Source organism: Ureibacillus galli, from assembly GCF_014836845.1.
Classification (GTDB): Bacteria; Bacillota; Bacilli; order Bacillales_A; family Planococcaceae; genus Ureibacillus; species Ureibacillus galli.
In genome coordinates this window covers 46857-69207 of record NZ_JACSQA010000001.1, presented here as the reverse complement: position 1 = coordinate 69207, position 22351 = coordinate 46857, and the positions used below count along the sequence as shown (strand labels likewise).

The window sequence follows — 22351 nt, the reverse complement described above, 5'->3', positions numbered from 1 at the left end:
ATCAAAGTGGCTGAAATTAAAGTCCCTGAATTAGCAGAATCGATTACAGAAGGTACGATTGCCCAGTGGGTAAAAAAAGTTGGAGATCGTGTTGAAAAAGGCGAATTTATCGTTGAATTAGAAACAGATAAAGTAAATGCTGAAATTATTTCTGAAGAGGCTGGAGTATTAACTCAAATTCTAGCTGAAGAAGGCGATACAGTTCTTGTAGGTCAAGTAATCGCTGTTGTTGAAGCTGGAGAAGGCGCAGCGCCTGCACCAGTTGAAGAAGCTCCAAAAGCTGAAGCTGCACCAGCACCAGTAGCTGCACCAACACCTGCTCCTGTTGCAACTCCAGTAGTAGAAGAAACATCAAACGAACGTGTTGTTGCTTCTCCAGCAGCACGTAAATTAGCACGTGAAAAAGGAATTGATTTAGCATCAATTTCACCAGTAGATCCACAAGGTCGCGTACGTGTACAAGACGTTGCTGCTCATGGTACAGCACCTGCAGCAGCTCCAGCAGCACCAGTTGTACCAACAACAGGTGGACCAATAGTATTTACACCAGCAGCTGAATCTGACCGTGTAACAATTGAAAAAATGAGCCGTCGTCGTCAAACGATTGCAAAACGTTTATTAGAAGTTAAACAATCAACTGCAATGTTAACAACATTCAATGAAATTGACATGACAAACATTATGGCTTTACGTAAACGTAAACAAGAAGAATTCGTAAAAGCAAATGATATTAAACTTGGATTTATGTCATTCTTCACAAAAGCGGTTGTTGCGGCGCTTAAAAAATATCCATACGTTAATGCACAAATCGTTGGAGATGAAATCCATTTAAATAACTTCTTCGACATCGGTATCGCTGTTTCAACGGAAGAAGGCTTAGTTGTACCAGTAGTTCGTGATGCAAATGCTAAAAACTTTGCAGAAATTGAAAAAGATATCGCTGAATTAGCGAAAAAAGCTCGCGATAAAAAATTAGGATTAAACGACATGGCTGGTGGATCATTTACAATTACAAACGGTGGTGTATTCGGTTCATTAATGTCAACACCAATTATGAACGGTACACAAGCTGGTATTTTAGGTATGCACTCGATCGTTAACCGTCCAGTTGCTGTTAATGGGGAAGTGGAAATCCGCCCAATGATGTATGTAGCTCTTTCTTATGACCACCGTATTATCGATGGTAAAGACTCTGTTGGATTCTTAAAAACAGTTAAAGAGTTAATTGAAAACCCTGAAGATTTACTTTTAAATTCTTAATCCAAATGAAGCCTCTAGCGAAAATATTTCGTTAGAGGTTTTTGTTTATATACGTTGAAGAAAACTTTTAACGAACACCATTTCTATTAATATTCTATTAATCAGAATAATCAATGTTGACACAAACATGTTAATATAGTAACATACTAATAGTAATTTAATATTAAAACCTCACGTTACGAGTGGGGTAGAGGCGCGATATTTATTAGTTTTTCATGGAGCTTAGAGCAAAGCAATGATATGAAAAATAGGAAATGTCGCCGAAGTGTGTAAGTAGGCTCTCTACTTCATGCTGGGTCTGCAGTGAATAATTGCAGGACTGTCTCAGATGGAGTTTCCCAACCATCTGAGGGGTGCTATCTCAATCGGGAGCGTAAGAGGATTTGGGCTTTTTTATTCAAGCGACCTAAGTTCATCTTAGGTCGCTTTTTGCGTTAACTAGCTCGAAAAAAGTAAAAGGAGAGAGAAAGATGTCGAGAAAAATCAAACTATTAATAACTACTTTAGTAGCAGTCATTTTACTTGCTGCATGTGGCAGCTCTGAGAAAGGCAGTTCATCAGCTTCAAAAGAAGATGATAATGTATTAAAAGTAGGTCTAGAAGCTGGTTATGCTCCATTTAACTGGACTCAACAAGACGATTCTAATGGAGCGGTTAAAATTGAAGGTACTGAAGAATATGCTGGTGGATATGATGTAGAAATTGCAAAACGTGTTGCAGATGCATTAGGGAAAAAATTAGTCATTGTAAAAACTGAATGGGATGGGTTACTTCCAGCTCTAGAATCAGGTGTTATCGATGCAATCATTGCTGGTATGAGTCCAACAGATGAACGTAAAGAAGTAATTGATTTTACAGAAAACTATTATACTAGTGAACTTGTTATTGTTACAAAAGCTGGTGGAAAATATGCAAATGCCAAAACATTAGCAGATTTTGCAGGTGCAAAAATCACTTCACAATTAAATACTACAAACTATGATGTCATCGACCAAATTCCAAATGTACAAAAAGAGACAGCAATGGAAAGTTTCTCTCATATGCGTGTTGCTTTAGAATCTGGAGTTATTGACGGCTATGTGGCTGAAAGACCAGAAGCAATATCTTCTACTACTGCAAATGATAACTTCGTTTATGTAGAATTAGAAGATGGTTTTGAAACAAATGAAGAAAATACGGCCGTAGCAATCGGTCTTAAAAAAGGCGATAAAAACATAGAGGCAATTAATGAAACATTAAAATCTATTTCTGAAGAAGAAAGAAAACAGCAGATGGATGAAGCAATTGCTAACCAACCTGCAGCAAAATAATGTGAAATGGTGGCACTGGTCGATAATCGACCAGTGGCTCTATTTTTTACAAAAGAGAAATGGATAAAAAGATCATGGTTTAACAATCGAAACTTCGTATTTTACGAAATTCGATTTTCAAAATTTTAGGAGGATATTTATGAGTTTAGATATTATACTCTCAATTCTAGAAGAGAATTGGCCAAGTTATTTACGCGGCGCATATATGACGTTAGTCATTGCTATTATTAGTACAATTATTGGTGCTCTTATCGGATTGTTTATCGGTGTTATGCATACGATACCCCATCGTAAGAAGTCGATGAAATCTGTTATTTTAAAAGTGTTTAATTTCATATTAACAGTTTATGTGGAAATTTTCCGTGGTACACCAATGATTGTACAAGCAATGGTTGTTTTCTATGGTTTAGCTGCTTACGGATTAGAATTGGATCGATTTGTTGCTGCACTTGTCGTTGTCGGTTTAAATACAGGTGCTTACATGGCTGAATATGTTCGTGGTGGAATTGCATCGATTGATAAAGGTCAATATGAAGCAGCTGAAGCGATTGGAATGAGTCATTTTCAAACGATGATTCATGTCATTTTACCGCAAGTTTTCCGAAATATATTACCTGCAACGGGTAACCAATTCATTATGAATATTAAAGACTCGGCAGTGTTAAGTGTAATTAGTGTAACGGAACTATTCTTTACGACAAAATCGATTGCCGGTGCAAATTTCCGTTTTGCAGAATCTTACATTATTACATGTGTTATTTATTTAATTATGACATTAACCGCTACATTTTTATTGCGTTATATCGAGAGAAAAATGGATGGCAAAAATGCCTATAAAGTAGAACAAAAACAAAGTATTTAAATTTATCGCGTAAGGAGTAAATAAGATGGAGAAAGTTATTGAAATCAAACATCTAAATAAATCATTTGGTAACAATGAAGTTTTACGCGATGTGAACTTTTCCGTTTCGAAAGGTGAAGTGGTCTGTTTAATCGGTTCATCAGGTTCAGGAAAATCCACGCTACTTCGTTGTATTAATTTATTAGAAACGCCGACTGCAGGTGAAATTATCTATAACGGTGACAATATTTTAGATGATCAACATGACATTAAACAGTATCGTACCCATTTAGGAATGGTATTCCAACAATTTAACTTATTTGATAATCATAATGTTTTAAGTAACTGTGTCATTGGTCAACAAAAAGTGTTAAAACGATCAAAAGAAGAAGCAAAAAGAAATGCAATAAACTATTTATCTGTTGTTGGAATGGAAAAGTATGTTAATGCGAAACCCCGACAATTATCTGGGGGTCAAAAACAACGGGTAGCGATTGCACGTGCTCTCTCCATGGATCCGGAAGTAATGCTGTTTGATGAACCAACTTCTGCGTTAGACCCAGAAATGGTAGGAGAAGTGTTAAAAGTAATGCGTAAATTAGCAGATGAAGGTAGAACGATGCTCATTGTAACCCATGAAATGGAGTTTGCCCGTGAAGTATCGGACCGTGTTGTCTTTATGGATAAAGGAGTTATTGTGGAAGAAGGTCCTCCTGCACAAGTATTGGTTAATCCAACACAAGAAAGAACAAAAGAGTTTTTAAAAAGAACATTAAAATAATGAAGAGGGCGATCCAAAATGGATTGCCCTTTATTGTTGCAATACTGGCATTTCATTTGATTCATTTTCCTCTATAGACTCTTCATTAACTTCCGTTACATTGATTTTTTCATCAATCCGCTTTTTAAATGTGGAAACCATAGCTGACACGATAAATGCGGAAAGGGAAGAATAAATGAACCCAATCCAACCTATGGAATAACAAGTCGTTAAAATGATAAATAAATCAAATATGAATAATGTCTTACCCGGATCCCATTGGAACTTTCTTTGTAAATAAAGGGATACTATACTTGTTCCACCAAGGGATGATTTATTAAGGAATAATAGGATTACTCCGCAACCGACTATAACACTACCAAGTATGACACCAATCCAAGTAGGAATGGAGATTTCAGGCATTATAAGTTCAGTGATATAGGACAATATACTAAGAATCGCAATGGCAAGAACGGTTGATAATGTAAATTGTAATCCTAGTTTTTTTATAGATAGGATGAAAAAGGGTATGTTTACAATAACATAGGCAAAGGGAAAGGCTATATCAATCCAATAAGAAATGCTTAATGCTAATCCAATCGATCCACCTGTGCCAATGTGCGCACTATGTAAAATAAAAACGCCAATGTTTACAATTAAGCAGCCTAAAAAAAGTTGTATATATCTCATAGAAGTTTCCTCGCTTAATGATGTTTTTGTCAAACTTTGTAACTTAACGTGTAAATATTATTATAAAAAAATTTAAGCTGCAATCGTTCCATGTAACGCGTTGAAACTTTAAACGGCTAAAGTGACTGGACAAAAGAAAAAAGAGTCACTATAAGGGACTCTTTTTCTTTAACTATTTATTCGATCTAAAATAATCTTTAAATGATTGTTTTGTAAAACCTTTCTTACTCTAGAAATAGTATTATAAGTAGCATATGTCAATTCTTCTATTTCTTCATATGTATGCCCGTTTAATAACATACGGGCGACTTCTAACCTTTGGGCAAAGGCTCGAATTTCTTTTTGTGTACATAAATCGTTAAAAAAATCTTCACATTCCTCGACTGTTTGTAATGTAAGGAATGCTTTCATTAATTGATCTATCTTTTTTTCATCCAATCTGTCCATCCATAACCTCCAATATAAAACATAAATAAATTAATCTGCCAATATAAGCTTAAAAGGGAATGAATAGATAAAAAATATTAACTTCTAGAATTCCATTCCGAAATGATAATAAAAACGATTGCAAAAATAATTACCATTATAAAAAACCAACTCGGAACACCACTGAAAGACAAATCAATCACCTCTTCAAATAATGTAACATTTTTCATGATTTTCATTCAATGGCATGCGAAAAATTCCACAAATGAATTGAAATCGTTTAAAATAGAGAAGAAAATAAAAGTAGGTCAGTTTAAAGTGAGGTAAAATAATGTTAAATTTAAAATGGAAAGACGCACCAACAATTCGCAAAGTAAAATGCGTAAATACAAATGCTGAGAAATATTTAGTTTCCAATGTTTTAACGGTTGGAAAAGAATATGAAGTGAAGAACGAAACAGAGGAATTTATTTTTGTCATCGATAACACTGGTAATGTTGGTGGCTATTATAAAGATTACTTCGAATAATGGATATATGAAAGAAGCACGATTGTTTTTAAATAAAACAATCGTGCTTTTTTACTGGGAGAACAATGTTTAACGCTGAATGTCAGGGAGGTTTGCTTCGATGGATGCTTTTTGCTCATTGCTAATCGCTTGTACGCGTAACGTTTCTTCAATCGATTCAAGTAATTGATATTGTGTCTGTTTGAAGGAATCAATATCTGCGTGGCTAATCGATTTTTGCTTACTGGCATTTTGGACAGATGCTTCAATCATTTTTGCATTATTCCGTAGCATTTGTTCGGAAGTATCCATTAATCTGCGACTAGCAGCCTCAGTACGTTGCTGACGACTTAAACTGATAAGAATCGAAATCTGTGTCTGCCATAAAGGAATTGTCGTCATAACCGATGTTTGAATTTTTTCAATTAACATTTGATTCGTTTGTTGGATTAGACGAATTTGAGGCGCAGTTTGTATGGCAATTTCTCTAGATATTTGTAAATCATATATTTTTTTATCTAGCCACTCAATCGAAGTTTTTAAATCGTTTAAAAGTTGTCGATCCATTGGATTAGAGGAGGTGATTGCTTTTTCCTCTAATATTGGTAGATCGTGATTAAGTAAATCCTTTTTTTTCATTTCTCCAGCTGCAATAAATAAATTAATATGATAAAAATATTGTTCATTCAAGTCATACAACTCGTTTAATAAATTCATATCTGACAGTAACCCTTTTTGAGCATGTTGCAATTGAATACTTAATCGGTCAATTTGTTTACTTAAACGATTATATTGAGTAACAATTTCTTGTAAGGACGTTTTTGGCTGATTAAAAAACTTACGAAAGAATCCTTTGTTTTTTTCAATTAAATCATCAGGATTCACTTTCTCTAAATGTTGCATTAATTTAAACAAAATTTCCCGAATGGGAGAAGTATCATTTCGTTGAACAGAGACTAACATATTATGAGTGAAATTTTTTAGTTTTTGTTGAACTTCTTCACCAAAACGAAGGACATTCTCATAACGAGAAACGTCCAAACGACTGGCTAACAACAATGCCTCAGATTGCTGCTCATTATTAAGGGAATTAAATACCGGTGTATCGTCAGAATAGTCGTGATTAATCATAACATCAAAAAAAGAGCTTCCATTTTTCGAAAACTCTTCAAATGGATTCATGGCGCTCTTTTTTTCAGACACTATTTTTCACCTCTAAGTTCCATTTGTTGTTGTTTTTTTGCGTTTTCAAACTTGACATAATCTAGTTCGATTTTTAAGTTTTCTAAATCAGATTCAAGGGCAGATTTCAAATCATTTTCCATTGTCTCATGTAAGCCCTTTAATGTTCTACGAGTATCTTCCAGTGTAAGGTGAATTTCCGTATCTTTTACTTGTTGCTGTGATAACATGGAATAATTTTCGGTTAACTGTACAGCAGATGGTAAATGGGAGTAGAAGAAATCTTCCACTGAATAAAATTTTCTTGGATTCATTTGGACGATATTAATAATTCTTTTCGATATTTTTGTCATTTCATTTAACAATTTAAATGAACGAACCGACCGAACTTGAATAAACTGTTGTGTTAAAGAATGAAGATGAGATTTCGCTTTTTTAATTTGCATAGCAATCTGTTTATATTCAGAGCGGGAAATACCAAGCTCTTTACACTTTTTTCCTATTTGGAACATTTTAATCCCTTTATTACTTAAATAGTAGGCAGCTATTGTGATGATTGGCACGAACAACATGCCCAAATCAAAATTAACAACGGTTAAGATAAATACTGTGAAACTAGATAAAAAGTTGAATGCATGTCTAGTCATAAAATTCATAGCACCAAGCATAGTCGTACCTCCTTAAATCTCTATAAATGTATTACGTAAATCGTTTGTATAAAGTTTCAAAGTAAGCATATTTTATTGTGAGATAGTGTATTGATTAAATCTTTTTTGTTTAATAAAGTAAATCAATTTTATAATAGTATATCCATTTTAAACTTAATAAAAGGATAGAACAAAGAATAAGTATTAAATGAAAAGCTTATTCAATGACATTGATGGATGGGGCTAAAAGTATGATTGATTATACTTTTTCAAAGTCCATTAAGAGTCGCACGAATTGTAGAGACTTCAACTTTCTGAACAATAAAAATTCTCAATTTTACACATTTTTCATGTTATAAGCTCTTCCGATAGACATTTTACATTGTATTCACTACAATACAAACTAATAGAAGGAAAGGATCGTCGTAGAGTGTATCAAGTCATTTATATGAAAGCAGATTATGAACCATGGTGGAAATTTGAAGGCTGGGAATCCAATATTGTGTCTACGAAACAATTTCAAACAGAAGAAGAAATGCGAATTGGATTACAAGAAATATTGCAAGATTTTCGTCGAAGATATGAACATGAAGCAAATAAAGAAGGCATTTACTTCGCCTTTTGGTCAGATGAGGAACGGGAATATTGTGATGCTTGTGATGATGATATCCAAATTTATCATGGTATAATTGTAGAAAAATCGGTTTAAAATAATGTATAACCGATCAATTGACAGAAATAAAAGAAAAATGAGAAAAAAAGTACATTAAATGTTTGACAAATTGTAATATGATGGTATACTTTAGGTAACAATAAAATTGCTTGGCCGGGTACAAATGATTCACATATTACAAAGAGTGATCGGTGTAAAGTCGGTACTCTTCGTAATATGTGAATTTTTTATTTCGGTAAATCAATCACATATTGTTAACATTTATTTTTTTGGAGGTTTTCTTAAATGAAACAAGGTACAGTAAAATGGTTTAACTCAGAAAAAGGTTTTGGATTCATCGAAGTTGAAGGTGAAAACGACGTATTCGTACACTTCTCAGCTATCCAAGGTGAAGGTTTCAAAACACTTGACGAAGGTCAAAAAGTGGAATTCGAGGTTGTTGATGGTAACCGCGGACCACAAGCTGCTAACGTTGTAAAACTTTAATTATTAACTAATTAAATGAGACCGTTAATCTGAGACATCCCTATATAGGGATGTCTCTTTATTTTTGTTTAAAATGGATCAAGAGGGAACGTGAAGAACAAGTACTCATATTTCTAGTAAAGATAAATAATAATATTATTATGTAAACTAACTAACCTCGTCATTAAATAATAATATTATGTAAACTAGTGGGGATACATAGTGAAGTGACTCATAAAAGTTAAACATGGTTCCTTTATAAGGGTCTAGTATTATTTGGACTCATGTATTTTAATTTTTCCTTTAAATATGACAATCATTAATTTTTATTACTGTAAACTGTTCAAAAAGAAAGCACCTCTCATTGTTAGTTTTAGTGTCTAACAATGGGAGGTGCAGTTTATTTAAAAAGCTTATAGACTTATCTAAGTTAGTTTAATCCTTGAGCTTCTTTCCACTCTAAGAATTCATCATAAGTTAATTGTTTATCTAATATTGAACCATCGTCTTGAATTTCAATGACACGGTTGGCAATTGTTTGAATAAATTGATGGTCATGGGATGTGAAAATCATCGCACCTTTGAAACGAATTAATCCTTCATTTAACGCTTGAATTGATTCAAGGTCAAGGTGGTTTGTTGGTTCATCTAAAAGAAGAACGTTTGCATTGGAAAGCATCATTTTTGATAACATACAACGCACTTTCTCGCCCCCTGAAAGAACAGCAGGGGATTTTTTCACTTCTTCACCAGAGAACAACATACGACCTAAGAAACCACGTAAGAATGATTCTGTCTCATCATCAGGTGAATATTGGCGTAACCATTCAACTAGTGATTTTTCTGTTCCTTGGAAGTATTGGTCATGATCAAGTTCAAAATAACTTTGAGTAGTCGTAACACCCCACTTGAATGAACCACTATCAGCCGGACGACGTTCCATTAAAATGTCCATTAATGCCGTTTTTGCAATTGGGTTACCAATTAAAATAATTTTATCTTCTTTATTCATTGTAAAGCGAACATCTTTAAATAATGTTTCACCATCTTGAGTTGCTGTTAAGCCATCAACTGTTAATACATCATTACCAATTTCACGTCCAATTTGGAAGTTAATGAAAGGATATTTACGGCTAGAAGGCTTAATATCTTCTAGTTCAATTTTTTCTAACATTTTTTTACGTGAAGTAGCTTGGCTAGATTTTGAAGCATTTGCAGAGAAACGAGCAACGAATGCTTGTAATTCCTTAATTTTTTCTTCTTTTTTCTTATTTTGATCTTGTGCCATTTTAAGGGCCAATTGACTAGATTCATACCAGAAATCATAGTTACCAACATAAAGTTGAATTTTCCCGAAATCAAGATCGGCAATGTGAGTACACACTTTATTTAAGAAGTGACGGTCATGGGATACAACAATGACTGTATTTTCAAAGTTAATTAAAAACTCTTCTAACCATTTAATTGCTTTTAAATCTAAATGGTTAGTAGGCTCATCTAGTAATAGGACATCTGGTTTACCGAATAAAGCTTGTGCAAGTAACACTTTTACTTTATCTGATCCTTCTAGTTCAGCCATTTTTACATAATGAAGATCGTCACCAATACCTAAACCGTTTAATAAAGTGGCAGCTTCTGAATCTGCTTCCCACCCGTTTAAGTCTGCAAACTCTCCTTCTAGTTCGGCAGCGCGCATACCGTCTTCATCAGAGAAATCTTCCTTCATATAAATCGCATCTTTTTCAACTTTTACTTCCCAAAGACGTTTATTTCCCATCACAACCGTATCAAGTACGTTGAATTCATCGTATTCAAAGTGATTTTGTTTTAAGACAGATAAACGTTCATCTTTCCCCATGGAAACATGACCTTCTTGAGGTTCAATATCCCCAGATAAGATTTTAAGAAATGTTGATTTACCAGCACCATTCGCACCGATTAAACCATAACAGTTTCCAGGGGTGAATTTAATATTTACGTCTTCAAATAGTTTACGATCGCCATAACGAAGACCTACATTACTAACTTGGATCATGTAAGCTCCTCCTTTTATTGTTATTCAGTTACAAATTGTTTTAAAAGTGATGTTCTATTTTCTCTTTTGTACACAATGTTTCTATTATAACACGTAGTATGAATATTTTAAACAATGAACGTATCCATAACGAGTGTATTTTAGTCACTTATTTTTTGGACATAAAAATGTAAGGGCTAAATTATCCTAACCTCAGAGAACTTAAACATTAGTCACTTTTGGTAGAGAGTACTATCACCACTACAATTCTGCATAGAATGCTATGTTGATAGGTTGTCCTAAGTTGGAAAGCGGACAAAAGTTATACAACTAAATGAAAGAAAAAATTGATGTACAGGAGGTACAGTAATGTGTAACAAAAAAGTGTATGTGCTTGATACTGGAACAATGAAGATGGATAAAAACTACATGATTGCAATGCATAATCCTGCAAGTATTGACAATCCAAATCCACCAGCAGAGTTTGTTGAATTTCCGATTTATGCAGTACTCATTGATCATCCGGAAGGAAAAATATTATTTGATACTGGTTGTAACCCTGATGGGATGGGGGAAAATGGGCGCTGGCCAGATGGCGTTCAAAAAATGTTCCCTACTTTTGCCAGTGAGGAATGTTATTTGATTAACCGTTTAGAGCAATTAAAAGTGAGCCCAACAGATATTAAATATGTCGTTGCTTCTCACCTGCATTTGGATCATGCAGGATGTTTAGAACTATTTACAAACGCAGAAATTATCGTCCATGATTCAGAATTATCCAACGTAATGAAAATGTTCGCGATGACACGGGATATGGGTGCCTATATATGGGGAGATGTCATGGCATGGGTTCAAAATGATCTACGTTGGCGTACAATCAAACCCCACGAAAAAGAAGTAACCCTTGTTGAGGGGGTTAAAATCATTAACTTTGGACCTGGACACGCCTATGGATTATTAGGTCTTCATATCGAACTACCTGGAACAGGTAATTTATTGCTTGCTTCCGATGCTCTATATACTGCCGAAAGTTTAGGACCACCTGTAAAACCACCAGGAATTTTATATGATTCCGTCGGCTACAATGCAACGGTAGAATACATTCGAAAATATGCTAATGAACATAATTCAACGATCTGGTTTGGTCACGATGCAAACCAATTTAAAACATTTATTAAATCGACGGAAGGCTTTTATGAATAAATAGCAAATAGAGGGAAAGGGGAGAGGGCATTTGAAAGTAAAATCAGCTATACTACGGTCTTCTGGTTTAGCACAACCCTATGCTAAAAGTAGACCCTTACAAATCGAAACGGTTGAACTCGATCCTCCTGAAAACGGGGAAGTGCTTGTAAAAATCAAAGCAGCAAGTTTATGCCATTCTGATTTGTCAGTAATTAATGGTAGTAGACCACGTCCTTTACCAATGGCTCTCGGTCATGAAGCTTCCGGAGTAGTGGAGCAAGTTGGAGAAGGGGTAACAAATTTTTCACCAGGGGATAAAGTGATTTGCATCTTTGTTCCTAGTTGTGGTCATTGTATCCCTTGTTCAGAAGGAAGACCAGCCCTTTGTGAGCCGGGTGCCGCCGCAAATGGAGCGGGAACATTAATTGGTGGTGGTGTCCGTATTCATACCGAAACAGAAAAGATTGCGCATCATATTGGGATATCTGCTTTTTCAGAATATGTAGTTGTTTCGGAAAATTCTTTAGTTAAAATAGAAGAGGATTTGTCCTTTGAAAAACTAGCACTTTTCGGTTGTGCAGTCATTACAGGTGTCGGAGCGGTCGTCAATACAGCCAACATTAAGCTCGGAAGTTCGGTTGCAATCGTAGGATTAGGTGGAATCGGTTTAAGTGCTTTAATTGGCTCCATCGCTTCTGGTGCACGAGAAGTGATTGCCATAGATATTAATGAAAAAAAATTAACGCAAGCATTAGAATTAGGCGCTACTGCTGTTTTTAATTCAAAGGACGAAAATGTGATTGAAAAGATAAAAGCTTATTCAAATGGAGGGGTTGATTACGCTTTTGAAACAGCAGGGGTTGTAGCAGCAATGGACATTGCCTACGCTGTTACGAAACGTGGAGGAACAACAACAACGACAGGATTACCCCATCCGGAACATAAATTTGCTTTTCCGTATGTATCGTTAACTGCTGAAGAAAAGACCATTAAAGGTTCTTATGTTGGAAGCTGTGTACCGAAACGGGATGTCCCCCGTTTCATTCAAATGATGAAGCAAGGTCGATTACCTGTAGATCGGTTAGTATCCAATATCATTTCATTAGAAGAAATTAATGAAGGTTTCGACTTACTTGCTACAGGAAATTCATCTCGAATCATAATAAAAATGGATGATTGTTCTACTTAATATGGAAGAAAAATCGATAAAACTACTGTAAAGTTACTAGCGCAGTAGTTTTTTATTTTATATATCGTTAACGATTTTTGTCAGCACCATCTATCAATAGTATACTGTTCTTTATGAAGTAAAAAGAGGGGTATAACATGTTACAACAAGCAGCACAAATATTAAAAAATTATTTCGGATATGATTCCTTTCGTACCGGTCAACAACAAGTCATTGAAAATGTTTTAAATATGCACGATACACTGTGTGTTATGCCAACCGGTGGGGGGAAGTCCCTTTGTTATCAAGTTCCTGCCCTTTGTTTTGAAGGAACGACGATTGTAATCTCACCACTTATCTCTTTAATGAAAGACCAAGTCGATTTATTACATAGTAATGGGATCAATGCAGCCTACATTAATAGTTCTTTAACCTTTAGTCAAATAGACCAAGTGATGACAGATGTGGAGAATGGGCTCGTGAAGTTATTGTATATTGCTCCAGAACGGTTAGAAAATGAGTCCTTTCGTTATAAACTATCTAGGCTCTCGGTTCCACTCATAGCTATAGACGAAGCCCACTGTATTTCCCAATGGGGTCATGATTTCCGTCCGAGCTACCGAACAATTTCTTCTCTTTTATCTCTTTGGGAAGTTAAACCAACTGTTATTGCCTTAACTGCAACGGCTACACCTTCTGTTAGTCATGATATTTGTTCTCTATTAAACATCAATGAAAGTGATACATTCATTACTGGTTTTGAACGGGATAATTTATCATTTAAAGTATTAGTAGGGGAAAATAGAGAACGCTACATCAAACAATATGTGAAAAATAATTCAAATGAGGTAGGAATCATTTATGCAGCTACGAGGAAATCGGTAGAGGCGTTATATGAATCCCTATTAAAATTAGGTATACGTGTCGCTAAATATCATGGTGGAATGGGAGAGACGGAAAGAACGACTGAGCAAAATCGCTTTTTACAAGATGAAGTACAAGTAATGGTTGCAACGAATGCCTTTGGAATGGGTATTAATAAAACAAATGTCCGATATGTGATTCATTTTCAAATGCCTCGAAATATGGAAAGTTATTATCAAGAGGCAGGACGTGCGGGACGTGATGGGTTACCAAGTGAATGTATTTTATTATATAGTTCGTCGGATGAACAAACACAGCGATTTTTAATTGACCAATCCCAAGATCGGTCTCGGATTCCATTAGAGCTTGAAAAACTGCAAAGTATGGTCGATTATTGTCATACCGAAAAATGCTTACAATCCTACATTGTTCAATATTTCGGAGAAAAGGAATCGAAGGACTGTGGACAATGTAGCCATTGTACGGACGAGCGTCCAAAGACAGATGTCACGAAGGATGCGCAAAAGGTCCTTTCGTGTGTCGTCCGGATGGGTCAAAAATTTGGCAAAACGATTACTGCTCAAGTTTTAGCTGGTTCCCGCAATAAAAAAATTGAAAACTTTAAAGGATTGTCCACTTTTGGTATTTTAAAATCGATGAATGCTAAGGAAATCTCAAACTTTATCGAATTTTTAATTTCTGAAAAGCTGTTGTTAGTTCAACCTGGTCAATTCCCGACAATTTATGTATCCGATGAAGGAAAGGAAGTCTTGCTCGGTCAAAGAAAAGTATGGCGTCGAGTGAAAGTTGAACAAACCGTTATTAAAAAAGATGATCCATTGTTTGAACATTTACGCGCTATTCGAAAAGAAATAGCAGAAACAGAAGGAGTGCCTCCTTTTGTTGTCTTTTCAGATAAAACATTAAAAGATATGTGTGAGAAAAGACCAATCGATGAACAGATGTTTTTAGAAGTAAGTGGAGTAGGTCAAAATAAACTGGAACGTTACGGTTCAAAATTTATTAATGCAATTAAACAATATAACTAGTTGAAAAAGCCGACAAGTTCTTTTATAAGAAATTGTCGGCTTTGTATTATTTCCAATGTTGATTAATAAATTCATCTCGACCAGATTTTTCACGGTCTTCTTTGTAATGATTCGGCTCTTTTTTATAATAATCTTGATGGTAATCCTCCGCTTCATAGAAAGTAGAAGCTTCTAGAATTTTCGTGACAATTGGTTTTTTAAAGCGTCCACTATTAGCTAACGATTGTTTTGACTTTTCTGCAATTTTTTGTTGTTCTTCGGAATGATAGAATATAGCTGTTTTATAAGACTCTCCCCGATCATGGAACTGTCCACCATCGTCAGTTGGATCGATTTGCATCCAATAAATTTCTAGAAGCTTTTCATATGGAAAAACAATAGGGTCAAATTCAATTTGTACAACCTCTAAATGTCCTGTATTACCTTTTTTTACTTGTTCGTATGTAGGGTTTTCTACTGTTCCGCCCATGTAACCAGAAGTTACTTTATGTATACCGTCCCATTCTACAAATGGTTTCACCATACACCAAAAACAACCACCTGCAAATGTTGCTTTTTCCATAAAATGACGCCTCCAATGCTTAAAATAAATTGTATTGTACCATGATAGATAGAATGAAACAATTTTAACATTATTCAATCAATCTCACAAACGACTAGCTTTAGCAATAAAATATGATCGATTTTAAGCTTTCTTTTTCTGGTCATAGTATAATATGGTAAAAACAAATCTTTTTCCGAACAAACTGTTTATTGATTGCGTTTTTTGAAGGGGAGTGTAAAAAGATGGATGAGCATCAAGTACAAGAAACGAGACAAACTCGGTATAAAAAAAGAAAACTGCGAAAGGGTCGAGTTTTCTTCACACTCATATTATTACTATTAATCGTCATTACGGCTTATTCTATTTTCCAGTATCGAAGCGGGCTCAAATTGGCAGGTGAGACGAAACTACCGGAAGAGGAATTTGTTCCCGATGAGGCTATGAAAAAAATTGAAAATTATCTAATCGTTGGTGTCGACAGTAGAGGAGAAGAAAAATCCCGTTCTGATACGATGATGGTACTTTCTTGGAACAAAGACACGAATGACTTAAAATTAGTATCTTTTATGCGGGATATTTATGCGGATATTCCAGGATATAAATCTTATAAATTAAATACGGCTTATTATTTAGGTGGTGTTCAACTATTAAAAGATACGTTAAATTCAATGTTTGATGTACCAATCCACCATTATGCGTTAATTGATTTTAAAAGTTTCGAAGCCTTGATTGATATATTAGCTCCCGAAGGAATTGAAATGGATGTAGAGAAAGACATGTCTGCCTATATAGGAGTTTCATTAACGAAAGGTGTCCAAAAACTAAATGGGAAAGAGCTACTAGGCTATGCGCGGTTCCGACATGATACAGAAGGGGACTTTGGACGGGTCGAACGGCAACAAAAAGTAATTGAAGCGTTAAAAGAGGAGTTTCTATCACCGAAAAATGTTGGCAATATCCCGAAATTTGTTGGTGCTGCGAAAGGCTATGTGACGACCGATTTAACTACCGCGGAAGAATTAAAAACGGTGCTTTCGGTTGTTACTGGCGGAGGTTTAAAAATCGAAAAGATGACAATCCCAGTTGAAGGAACCTATAGTTACAATTCCTATAGCCACGCTGGAGACGTAATAGAAATTGATACTGAAGAAAACAAACAACAGTTGCATGATTTTTTAAAGTTGGAATAGGAGTAAATTCTTCCAAAAAATATTATACATGATAAAATAAAAGTAATTATAAATTTTCATAGGTTGACGGGGTGGTTTTTTGGAAAGAGAAAAAGGTTATGAGGATCGTTTAATAAGGAATAGGACATCTTTCTTCCAATCAAGATTTATTCGATTTTTAGGTGGGAAAAATTTATTATTCCTACTTATTTCGTTACTATTAGTTGGTTGTATCATTTTTATATTTGATAAAGTTTCATTTATTTTTTACCCCCTTCAAGTATTATTTGAAGTTGTTATTTTACCGGGTGTGCTAGCGATTATTGGTTATTATTTGCTAAGACCTTTTGTACGATTAGCAGAAAAAAGCGGTAAAGGAAAAGTTCCTCGTGGCCTTGTTATATTAATATTGTATGTCATTGTGGCAGCTCTTTTGACGTTATTGGCTCTTATCGTATATCCATTTTTACGAGATCAATTTATGAATCTAATTCAAGAGTTTCCAATTTACTTCATGGCATTAATTGAAAATATTGTAACGTATTTAAATAATTCAAAATTCGATGAATTGTTTACAAAATTTAACTTCGATTACGATGCTGTTTTAATGAATGTAACGAATGATCTTGTTTCGACAATGAAAGATACTTTTGCAAATGTTGCTTCAACACTTGCATCTGGTATAACAGGATTTGTATCAACCTTAACTGGAATTTTGTTATCACTAGTAACCGTACCGTTCATATTATTTTATTTACTTTATGAAGGTGAAAAACTACCGAAGTTTATTTTACGCTTGTTCCCACCTCGAGCTAGAAATGAAGTTGGACAAGTAATGAAAGAAATGGATAAGCAAGTTAGTTCTTACATATTAGGGCAAATACTCGTTTCCATTTGTATCGGTGTAATGATGACCATCGGATTTTTAATCATCGGCTTAGACTATGCTTTCTTATTAGGTATTTTAGCGATGATTACAAGTGTCGTACCTTATTTAGGTCCTGCTATTGCCATAACGCCAGCGCTTGTCATTGCGATTGTTAACTCACCATTCATGTTAGTGAAATTAATCATCGTTTGGACAATTGTCCAGTTAGTAGAAGGGAAGTTTATTACGCCAAATATTATGGGGAAATCTCTTTCCGTCCATCCGATTACGATTATCTTCGTATTATTAACAGCAGGATCCTTATTTGGAGTTGCAGGGGTAATCTTAGGTATACCGGGCTATGCGTTATTTAAAGTTTTAGTTAGCCATCTATTTAGTCTCTTGAAAAGACGATATAACCGATATGAACAAGATCCAGAAAATAAATATGAAAGTTAAACGAAAGGAATGTCTCTTATTAAGAGGCATTTTTTTATAAAGAAAGTCCTAAAAGTGATATACTTTTAGGACTTTTTATGTGGATTAAAATGAGATTGTTTTCAAACGTTGAACGGCTTCTTCTAATAAATGTTTTTCTTGTACTAATGCAAGACGCATATACCCTTCGCCTTCCGAACCAAATGTCGTTCCAGGAACCATCAATACACCAGTTTGTTCGATTGCTTTAAAAGCAAAGGATACACTATCAATTTCATAAGGGTATTTAGCCCAAACAAACATACCACCGTTGGATGGAGCTACTTCCCATCCTAATGCTTTTAATCCATTCATTAAAGTGGTATGACGTTCAGAAAAGGTAGATCTTAGGTTTGCTGTAATTTCCTCTGCATGATTTAAAGCAACGGCCGCCGTCGATTGAATTGGATCAAATATACCGAAATCTAAATTAGATTTTAATTGTTTGATAATCGAAATCATTTCTGCATTTCCGACAATATAAGCTACCCGTGCACCAGCTAAACTAAAACTTTTTGATAAGGAGTTAATCTCTAAACCGACTTCCTTTGCCCCCGGAGTTGCTAAAAAGCTAATCGGTGCTTCACCCGTAAAGTAAAATTCTGAGTAAGCAGCGTCGTGTAAAACGATAATATTATATTTTTTCGCAAATTCGACTACTTCCGTGAAATATTCAATTGATGGAGACATCGGAACAGGATTTCCTGGCATATTTAATATTAATAACTTTGCCTTTTTAGCAATTTCTTCAGGAATCGCGTTTAAATTTGGTAAAAATCCTCTATTTTCATCTAGGGGTATGTAATAAGGCTGTGCACCAGCTAAACTAATACCGGCTGCATAGGCAACATAGCCTGGATTTGTTGTTAAAACAAAATCATCAGGATCACAAAAGGCAATAGGTAAATGGACTAATCCTTCTTGTGAACCAATTGTTTGCACGATTTCAGTTTCGGGAATTAAATCTACTTTATTGACACGTTTATAGTAATTTGCCACTGCCTCTAAAAATTCCTTCGAGCCGGATAATGTATATCCGTATGAGGAAGAGCGTTTACTTAATTCAGACATATGATTCCGTAACATTTCATGGGGTGGAATGTCGGGGCTTCCTAAACTTAAGTCGATTAATTCCATTCCTTTTGCTTCTTGTTTTTTTGCAAAACTTTTTAAATCACCGAAAATGGCAGGTTCAAATAATGACATTTTCTTAGAGGGGATAATATTCAAGATGTAACACTCCTTATAATCAAACAAATATAAATCACATTTTAACATAGGACCAATGATATTTCGTCACAAAATCAGAAAAGATAAAAAATACATAATTTATAGAGAATCTTTAGGGATATAATGTGGAAATGAATACATTTGTTTTAGAAAATAGCGAATAAATCGATTATCCATTATACTAGTAAAAATAGGCTGGAGGGAGATAAATGATCGTACATTCATTAAGTGGTCCAAGTGGCACAGGAAAAAGTACAAGTGCCCTTCAATTTGCTTATGAACATCAAATAGAAGCTATCATCGATGATGGTCTCCTCATTATAAATGGTGAGAGGAAGGCAGGTACTTCAGCGAAATTCGAAAAAAATACAGTAACGGCTGTTCGACGAGCTATTTTTCAAGACGAAGAACATAAAAGGGAAGTCGTAAATGCAATTCGTCAATATCATGTACAATCAATTCTGATTATAGGTACTTCAGAGAAAATGACGAAAAAGATTGCAGAGCGCCTTCAGTTACCTCCAATTAAAACATTTCATCATATAGAAGACATCCGATCAAAAAGGGAAATTCAAATGGCTAAATTTGTTAGGGTAACTCAGGGGAAACATGTGATGCCTATACCATATAGACAAGTAGGACAAAATTTTTTTAAACGGCTAGTTCAAAAAGGGTTTGACATTGTTTCGAAAAATAAAGTGAAATTGGGGGAAACGACAATCGTTCAACCGGATTTTCATCGACAAGTAGTCGTCATTTCCCGAAATGTTTACTCGGATTTGATACAACATATTGCTCGCCAAAATAAAATGGTAACAAAAGTGAACTCAGTTCAATTTGTAATGAAAAAAAACCCGATTATTTATCTCTCTATTTATATTTTACCACCTATTAACTATAAAGTAGTGGAAGAAATGGTGAATTTACAGCGTAACATTTCAGAGCAGTTTAATAACCATTTTGAATTTGAACCATCACATATTCAAATTTTTATAAAAGGATTTAAGTAGAGTAAGGGGCTATTTCATTGAATTGAAATAGCCCATTTTCATTTAATGACGGGAAAAGCGTGGTTGCCTTTTTTCGACAAATGCGCGGACACCTTCAGGAAAATCGTTAGGATCCACAAATGTAGAGGATGTATTCCATAAAACTGGGATTGAATCAACACACTCTTGTACAGAACGTTTAATGGCAAGGATGGACGCGGGTGACATACCAGCTACTAATTTCCCCATACGAATAGCAAATCTATTTAAATCCTTTTCCGGAACTAAATAGTTCAGTAAACCTGCATTAAAAGCTTCCTCCGCTTTGTACATACGTCCAGTAAAAACAAAATCCTTCGTTGCTGATGGCCCTACTAAATCAACAAGACGTTTCGCAAATTTATTATTGATCGTAATCCCCAATTTACCAACGGGTATACCTAATCTGGATTTATCTGAACCAATTCGTATATCGCAGGCTAATGCTAATTCTAAACCAGCCCCCATCGCAGGTCCGTTAATGACACCGATGACAGGTAGAGGTAATTGCTCGATAGTGGATATCGTTTTTTCCATTAAAATAAACGCCTCTTCAGCTTCTTCTAACGAGATGGAGTGAAATTCTTTAATATCTGACCCAGCTGTGAAATTTTCGCCTGAACCACGTAATAATAAAACTTTATTTTTTGGATTGTCAGTGGATTGTAAGGCGATTTTCGCTAATTGTTGCCACATATTTGCGGTTAATGCATTTTTTAATTGGGGACGATGGATTGTAATAATCGCTAATCCAGCCGTTTCTTGATAAATAATTTTCGCTTCCTCTTCTTCCAACCGAGTTGTTCGTACTTGCATCGGAAACACCTCCTTACTTAGATACCCCCATTATATACAATAAGCACTTTTTATCGAACAAATTTCAGAATATTTAATGAAAGGGAAAAACTAAATGTTGAAAGGATTATGTAAAAAAAATTATTTCTCTATATAAAGAAATCCATTTTGCTATAATTGTTTTTGTTTTATGTGTTCTTCATTTGCATATTATCCGACACTACTTTTATAATTTAAACTATACTATTCACGCTCCAAGAACAACTAAAATATCAAGTTTTTTTACGCATAGTAAATAAGGAGGGGAATTATGAAGCAACAAGTCGCTTATTATAAAACTTATTTAGAATCATTAAAAAAATCTCCTCATACGATTAAGCAATATTGTATTGATACGGAACAATTTATCAAGTTTTTGCAAGAAAATCATATTCCATTAAATAACGAAATAAACAGTTGCCTTCCAAGCTATAAAGAATATTTAGTAAATACATATAAGTCACCTGCAAGCATCAATCGAAAACTATCATCTTTAAAACACTTTTTATATTATTTGAAAGATCGAAATATAATTGATCCATTTCCTGTTGAATTATTACAACCTGTACATCGTCAATTAACTAAATTTGATACATTGACATCTAAACAAGTAGAAGAAGTTTTAAATTATTGGCTACAGATCTATCAACTTAGTGGAGATCCAGAATACAAATGGCTTGCATTACGAAATTTTTGTATTGTTAATCTCATTGTTGAATTTGGTTTAAAACCATCTGAAGTCGTTGCAATGAAGTGGAGTCATATTCATGAAAAAGATATTACAATTATCGATCAAAGGAAAAATAGAAAAATTGCATTATCAGATAGTCAGATTGCTTGGTTAGCCTTATTAAAAGAGGAAACTCATCAATTTTTTCCACGATGTGAGAACACCGACTACATTTGGTTAGGACTTGGAAATAAACAATATGAACCAATAACTGTAAAAACAATTGAACGAATCTTCCAAGCAATTTCAACAGGATTAGGGTTTACAGTGACGGCTACGAAATTGCGCTATACTTCGATTCATCATCATGTACAACAAGTATATAACGTGCAATTAAAACAGATTTATGAACGATTCGGTTATGCAAGAAAAAGTGTTCTCGTAGACCGAATTAAACGATTAAACTAAATGACAAGATAAGAGGGTTAT

General features: G+C 34.6%; 22 protein-coding genes and 1 riboswitch. Of the genes, 14 read left to right on the top strand and 8 right to left on the bottom strand.

Annotation, left to right across the window (positions count from 1 at the left end; translation table 11 throughout):
* Window positions 1-6 precede the first annotated feature (6 nt).
* The 4 genes from odhB to H9636_RS00325 all read left to right on the top strand — a co-directional run bounded on the left by odhB (window position 7) and on the right by H9636_RS00325 (window position 4192).
* Entirely contained in the window at window positions 7-1260 is a 1254-nt protein-coding gene (gene odhB / locus H9636_RS00340) for a 2-oxoglutarate dehydrogenase complex dihydrolipoyllysine-residue succinyltransferase (protein WP_191705670.1), read from the top strand.
* Between the two features lie 180 nt (window positions 1261-1440).
* Window positions 1441-1627, top strand: a riboswitch (Lysine riboswitch).
* Window positions 1628-1730: 103 nt separating this feature from the next.
* On the top strand, window positions 1731-2570 hold the full coding sequence (locus tag H9636_RS00335) for a transporter substrate-binding domain-containing protein (RefSeq protein ID WP_191705669.1): 840 nt from the start codon (window positions 1731-1733) through the stop codon (window positions 2568-2570).
* A 139-nt stretch (window positions 2571-2709) separates the two neighbouring features.
* Entirely contained in the window at window positions 2710-3432 is a 723-nt protein-coding gene (locus H9636_RS00330) for an amino acid ABC transporter permease (protein ID WP_191705668.1), read from the top strand.
* A gap of 25 nt (window positions 3433-3457) precedes the next feature.
* Entirely contained in the window at window positions 3458-4192 is a 735-nt protein-coding gene (locus H9636_RS00325) for an amino acid ABC transporter ATP-binding protein (RefSeq protein WP_191705667.1), read from the top strand.
* 30 nt (window positions 4193-4222) lie between these two features.
* On the opposite strand, the gene H9636_RS00320 is transcribed toward H9636_RS00325, so the two are convergent.
* Together H9636_RS00320 and H9636_RS00315 are read right to left on the bottom strand one after the other, a co-directional pair.
* Window positions 4223-4861, bottom strand: a complete 639-nt coding sequence (locus H9636_RS00320; protein ID WP_191705666.1) for a YitT family protein — start codon at window positions 4859-4861, stop codon at window positions 4223-4225.
* A gap of 168 nt (window positions 4862-5029) precedes the next feature.
* The gene (locus tag H9636_RS00315; RefSeq protein ID WP_191705665.1) at window positions 5030-5308 is read right to left on the bottom strand and encodes a YerC/YecD family TrpR-related protein; all 279 of its coding nucleotides are present in this window, start codon (window positions 5306-5308) and stop codon (window positions 5030-5032) included.
* 310 nt (window positions 5309-5618) lie between these two features.
* On the opposite strand from H9636_RS00315, the gene H9636_RS00310 reads away from it, so the two are divergent.
* Window positions 5619-5816, top strand: a complete 198-nt coding sequence (locus H9636_RS00310; protein WP_122971750.1) for a DUF6501 family protein — start codon at window positions 5619-5621, stop codon at window positions 5814-5816.
* A gap of 69 nt (window positions 5817-5885) precedes the next feature.
* Here H9636_RS00310 and H9636_RS00305 read toward each other — a convergent pair whose 3' ends face one another.
* Both H9636_RS00305 and H9636_RS00300 read right to left on the bottom strand, forming a co-directional pair.
* A complete protein-coding gene (locus tag H9636_RS00305; RefSeq protein ID WP_191705664.1) occupies window positions 5886-6998 on the bottom strand; it encodes a toxic anion resistance protein in 1113 nt (370 codons plus the stop codon).
* Window positions 6998-7645: a 5-bromo-4-chloroindolyl phosphate hydrolysis family protein gene (locus tag H9636_RS00300; RefSeq protein WP_191705663.1), complete on the bottom strand. Its 648-nt coding sequence runs from the start codon at window positions 7643-7645 to the stop codon at window positions 6998-7000. Before H9636_RS00300 ends, H9636_RS00305 begins: the two co-directional genes overlap by 1 nt.
* Window positions 7646-8054: 409 nt before the next feature.
* Between H9636_RS00300 and H9636_RS00295 the strand changes: the two genes are divergently transcribed.
* Window positions 8055-8333 (top strand): DUF1033 family protein, encoded by a 279-nt coding sequence (locus tag H9636_RS00295; RefSeq protein ID WP_191705662.1) that lies wholly within the window; start codon window positions 8055-8057, stop codon window positions 8331-8333.
* A gap of 249 nt (window positions 8334-8582) precedes the next feature.
* Window positions 8583-8783, top strand: coding sequence for a cold-shock protein (locus tag H9636_RS00290; protein WP_036179813.1), 201 nt, complete (start codon window positions 8583-8585; stop codon window positions 8781-8783).
* Window positions 8784-9192: 409 nt separating this feature from the next.
* On the opposite strand, the gene H9636_RS00285 is transcribed toward H9636_RS00290, so the two are convergent.
* A complete protein-coding gene (locus H9636_RS00285) occupies window positions 9193-10797 on the bottom strand; it encodes an ABC-F family ATP-binding cassette domain-containing protein (protein WP_191705661.1) in 1605 nt (534 codons plus the stop codon).
* 348 nt (window positions 10798-11145) lie between these two features.
* Between H9636_RS00285 and ahlS the strand changes: the two genes are divergently transcribed.
* From ahlS to recQ, 3 genes are all read left to right on the top strand, one after another.
* On the top strand, window positions 11146-11979 hold the full coding sequence (ahlS, locus tag H9636_RS00280) for an AhlS family quorum-quenching N-acyl homoserine lactonase (RefSeq protein ID WP_191705660.1): 834 nt from the start codon (window positions 11146-11148) through the stop codon (window positions 11977-11979).
* 31 nt (window positions 11980-12010) lie between these two features.
* The gene (locus H9636_RS00275; protein ID WP_191705659.1) at window positions 12011-13150 is read left to right on the top strand and encodes a zinc-dependent alcohol dehydrogenase family protein; all 1140 of its coding nucleotides are present in this window, start codon (window positions 12011-12013) and stop codon (window positions 13148-13150) included.
* Window positions 13151-13287: 137 nt separating this feature from the next.
* On the top strand, window positions 13288-15042 hold the full coding sequence (gene recQ / locus H9636_RS00270; RefSeq protein WP_191705658.1) for a DNA helicase RecQ: 1755 nt from the start codon (window positions 13288-13290) through the stop codon (window positions 15040-15042).
* A gap of 46 nt (window positions 15043-15088) precedes the next feature.
* On the opposite strand, the gene msrA is transcribed toward recQ, so the two are convergent.
* On the bottom strand, window positions 15089-15604 hold the full coding sequence (gene msrA / locus H9636_RS00265; protein WP_191705657.1) for a peptide-methionine (S)-S-oxide reductase MsrA: 516 nt from the start codon (window positions 15602-15604) through the stop codon (window positions 15089-15091).
* A gap of 224 nt (window positions 15605-15828) precedes the next feature.
* Between msrA and H9636_RS00260 the strand changes: the two genes are divergently transcribed.
* Both H9636_RS00260 and H9636_RS00255 read left to right on the top strand, forming a co-directional pair.
* Window positions 15829-16776, top strand: a complete 948-nt coding sequence (locus H9636_RS00260) for an LCP family protein (protein WP_191705656.1) — start codon at window positions 15829-15831, stop codon at window positions 16774-16776.
* 79 nt (window positions 16777-16855) lie between these two features.
* Entirely contained in the window at window positions 16856-18082 is a 1227-nt protein-coding gene (locus H9636_RS00255) for an AI-2E family transporter (protein WP_191705655.1), read from the top strand.
* Between the two features lie 84 nt (window positions 18083-18166).
* Here the strand turns inward: H9636_RS00255 and H9636_RS00250 are convergent, their stop codons facing one another.
* The gene (locus tag H9636_RS00250) at window positions 18167-19330 is read right to left on the bottom strand and encodes an aminotransferase class I/II-fold pyridoxal phosphate-dependent enzyme (RefSeq protein WP_191705654.1); all 1164 of its coding nucleotides are present in this window, start codon (window positions 19328-19330) and stop codon (window positions 18167-18169) included.
* 209 nt (window positions 19331-19539) lie between these two features.
* Between H9636_RS00250 and H9636_RS00245 the strand changes: the two genes are divergently transcribed.
* Entirely contained in the window at window positions 19540-20340 is an 801-nt protein-coding gene (locus H9636_RS00245; RefSeq protein ID WP_191705653.1) for a P-loop NTPase family protein, read from the top strand.
* A 42-nt stretch (window positions 20341-20382) separates the two neighbouring features.
* On the opposite strand, the gene H9636_RS00240 is transcribed toward H9636_RS00245, so the two are convergent.
* Window positions 20383-21174, bottom strand: a complete 792-nt coding sequence (locus tag H9636_RS00240) for an enoyl-CoA hydratase/isomerase family protein (protein WP_191705652.1) — start codon at window positions 21172-21174, stop codon at window positions 20383-20385.
* 289 nt (window positions 21175-21463) lie between these two features.
* On the opposite strand from H9636_RS00240, the gene H9636_RS00235 reads away from it, so the two are divergent.
* Window positions 21464-22330, top strand: coding sequence for a tyrosine-type recombinase/integrase (locus H9636_RS00235; RefSeq protein WP_191705651.1), 867 nt, complete (start codon window positions 21464-21466; stop codon window positions 22328-22330).
* Window positions 22331-22351 lie beyond the last annotated feature (21 nt).

Coding starts and splice junctions, on each gene's coding strand:
- H9636_RS00335 (WP_191705669.1), top strand. CDS start 1,731: ATGTCGAGAAAAATCAAACTATTAATAACTACTTTAGTAGCAGTCATT.
- H9636_RS00330 (WP_191705668.1), top strand. CDS start 2,710: ATGAGTTTAGATATTATACTCTCAATTCTAGAAGAGAATTGGCCAAGT.
- H9636_RS00325 (WP_191705667.1), top strand. CDS start 3,458: ATGGAGAAAGTTATTGAAATCAAACATCTAAATAAATCATTTGGTAAC.
- H9636_RS00320 (WP_191705666.1), bottom strand. CDS start 4,861: ATGAGATATATACAACTTTTTTTAGGCTGCTTAATTGTAAACATTGGC.
- H9636_RS00315 (WP_191705665.1), bottom strand. CDS start 5,308: ATGGACAGATTGGATGAAAAAAAGATAGATCAATTAATGAAAGCATTC.
- H9636_RS00310 (WP_122971750.1), top strand. CDS start 5,619: ATGTTAAATTTAAAATGGAAAGACGCACCAACAATTCGCAAAGTAAAA.
- H9636_RS00300 (WP_191705663.1), bottom strand. CDS start 7,645: ATGCTTGGTGCTATGAATTTTATGACTAGACATGCATTCAACTTTTTA.
- H9636_RS00290 (WP_036179813.1), top strand. CDS start 8,583: ATGAAACAAGGTACAGTAAAATGGTTTAACTCAGAAAAAGGTTTTGGA.
- H9636_RS00285 (WP_191705661.1), bottom strand. CDS start 10,797: ATGATCCAAGTTAGTAATGTAGGTCTTCGTTATGGCGATCGTAAACTA.
- ahlS (WP_191705660.1), top strand. CDS start 11,146: ATGTGTAACAAAAAAGTGTATGTGCTTGATACTGGAACAATGAAGATG.
- recQ (WP_191705658.1), top strand. CDS start 13,288: ATGTTACAACAAGCAGCACAAATATTAAAAAATTATTTCGGATATGAT.
- msrA (WP_191705657.1), bottom strand. CDS start 15,604: ATGGAAAAAGCAACATTTGCAGGTGGTTGTTTTTGGTGTATGGTGAAA.
- H9636_RS00260 (WP_191705656.1), top strand. CDS start 15,829: ATGGATGAGCATCAAGTACAAGAAACGAGACAAACTCGGTATAAAAAA.
- H9636_RS00245 (WP_191705653.1), top strand. CDS start 19,540: ATGATCGTACATTCATTAAGTGGTCCAAGTGGCACAGGAAAAAGTACA.
- H9636_RS00240 (WP_191705652.1), bottom strand. CDS start 21,174: ATGCAAGTACGAACAACTCGGTTGGAAGAAGAGGAAGCGAAAATTATT.
- H9636_RS00235 (WP_191705651.1), top strand. CDS start 21,464: ATGAAGCAACAAGTCGCTTATTATAAAACTTATTTAGAATCATTAAAA.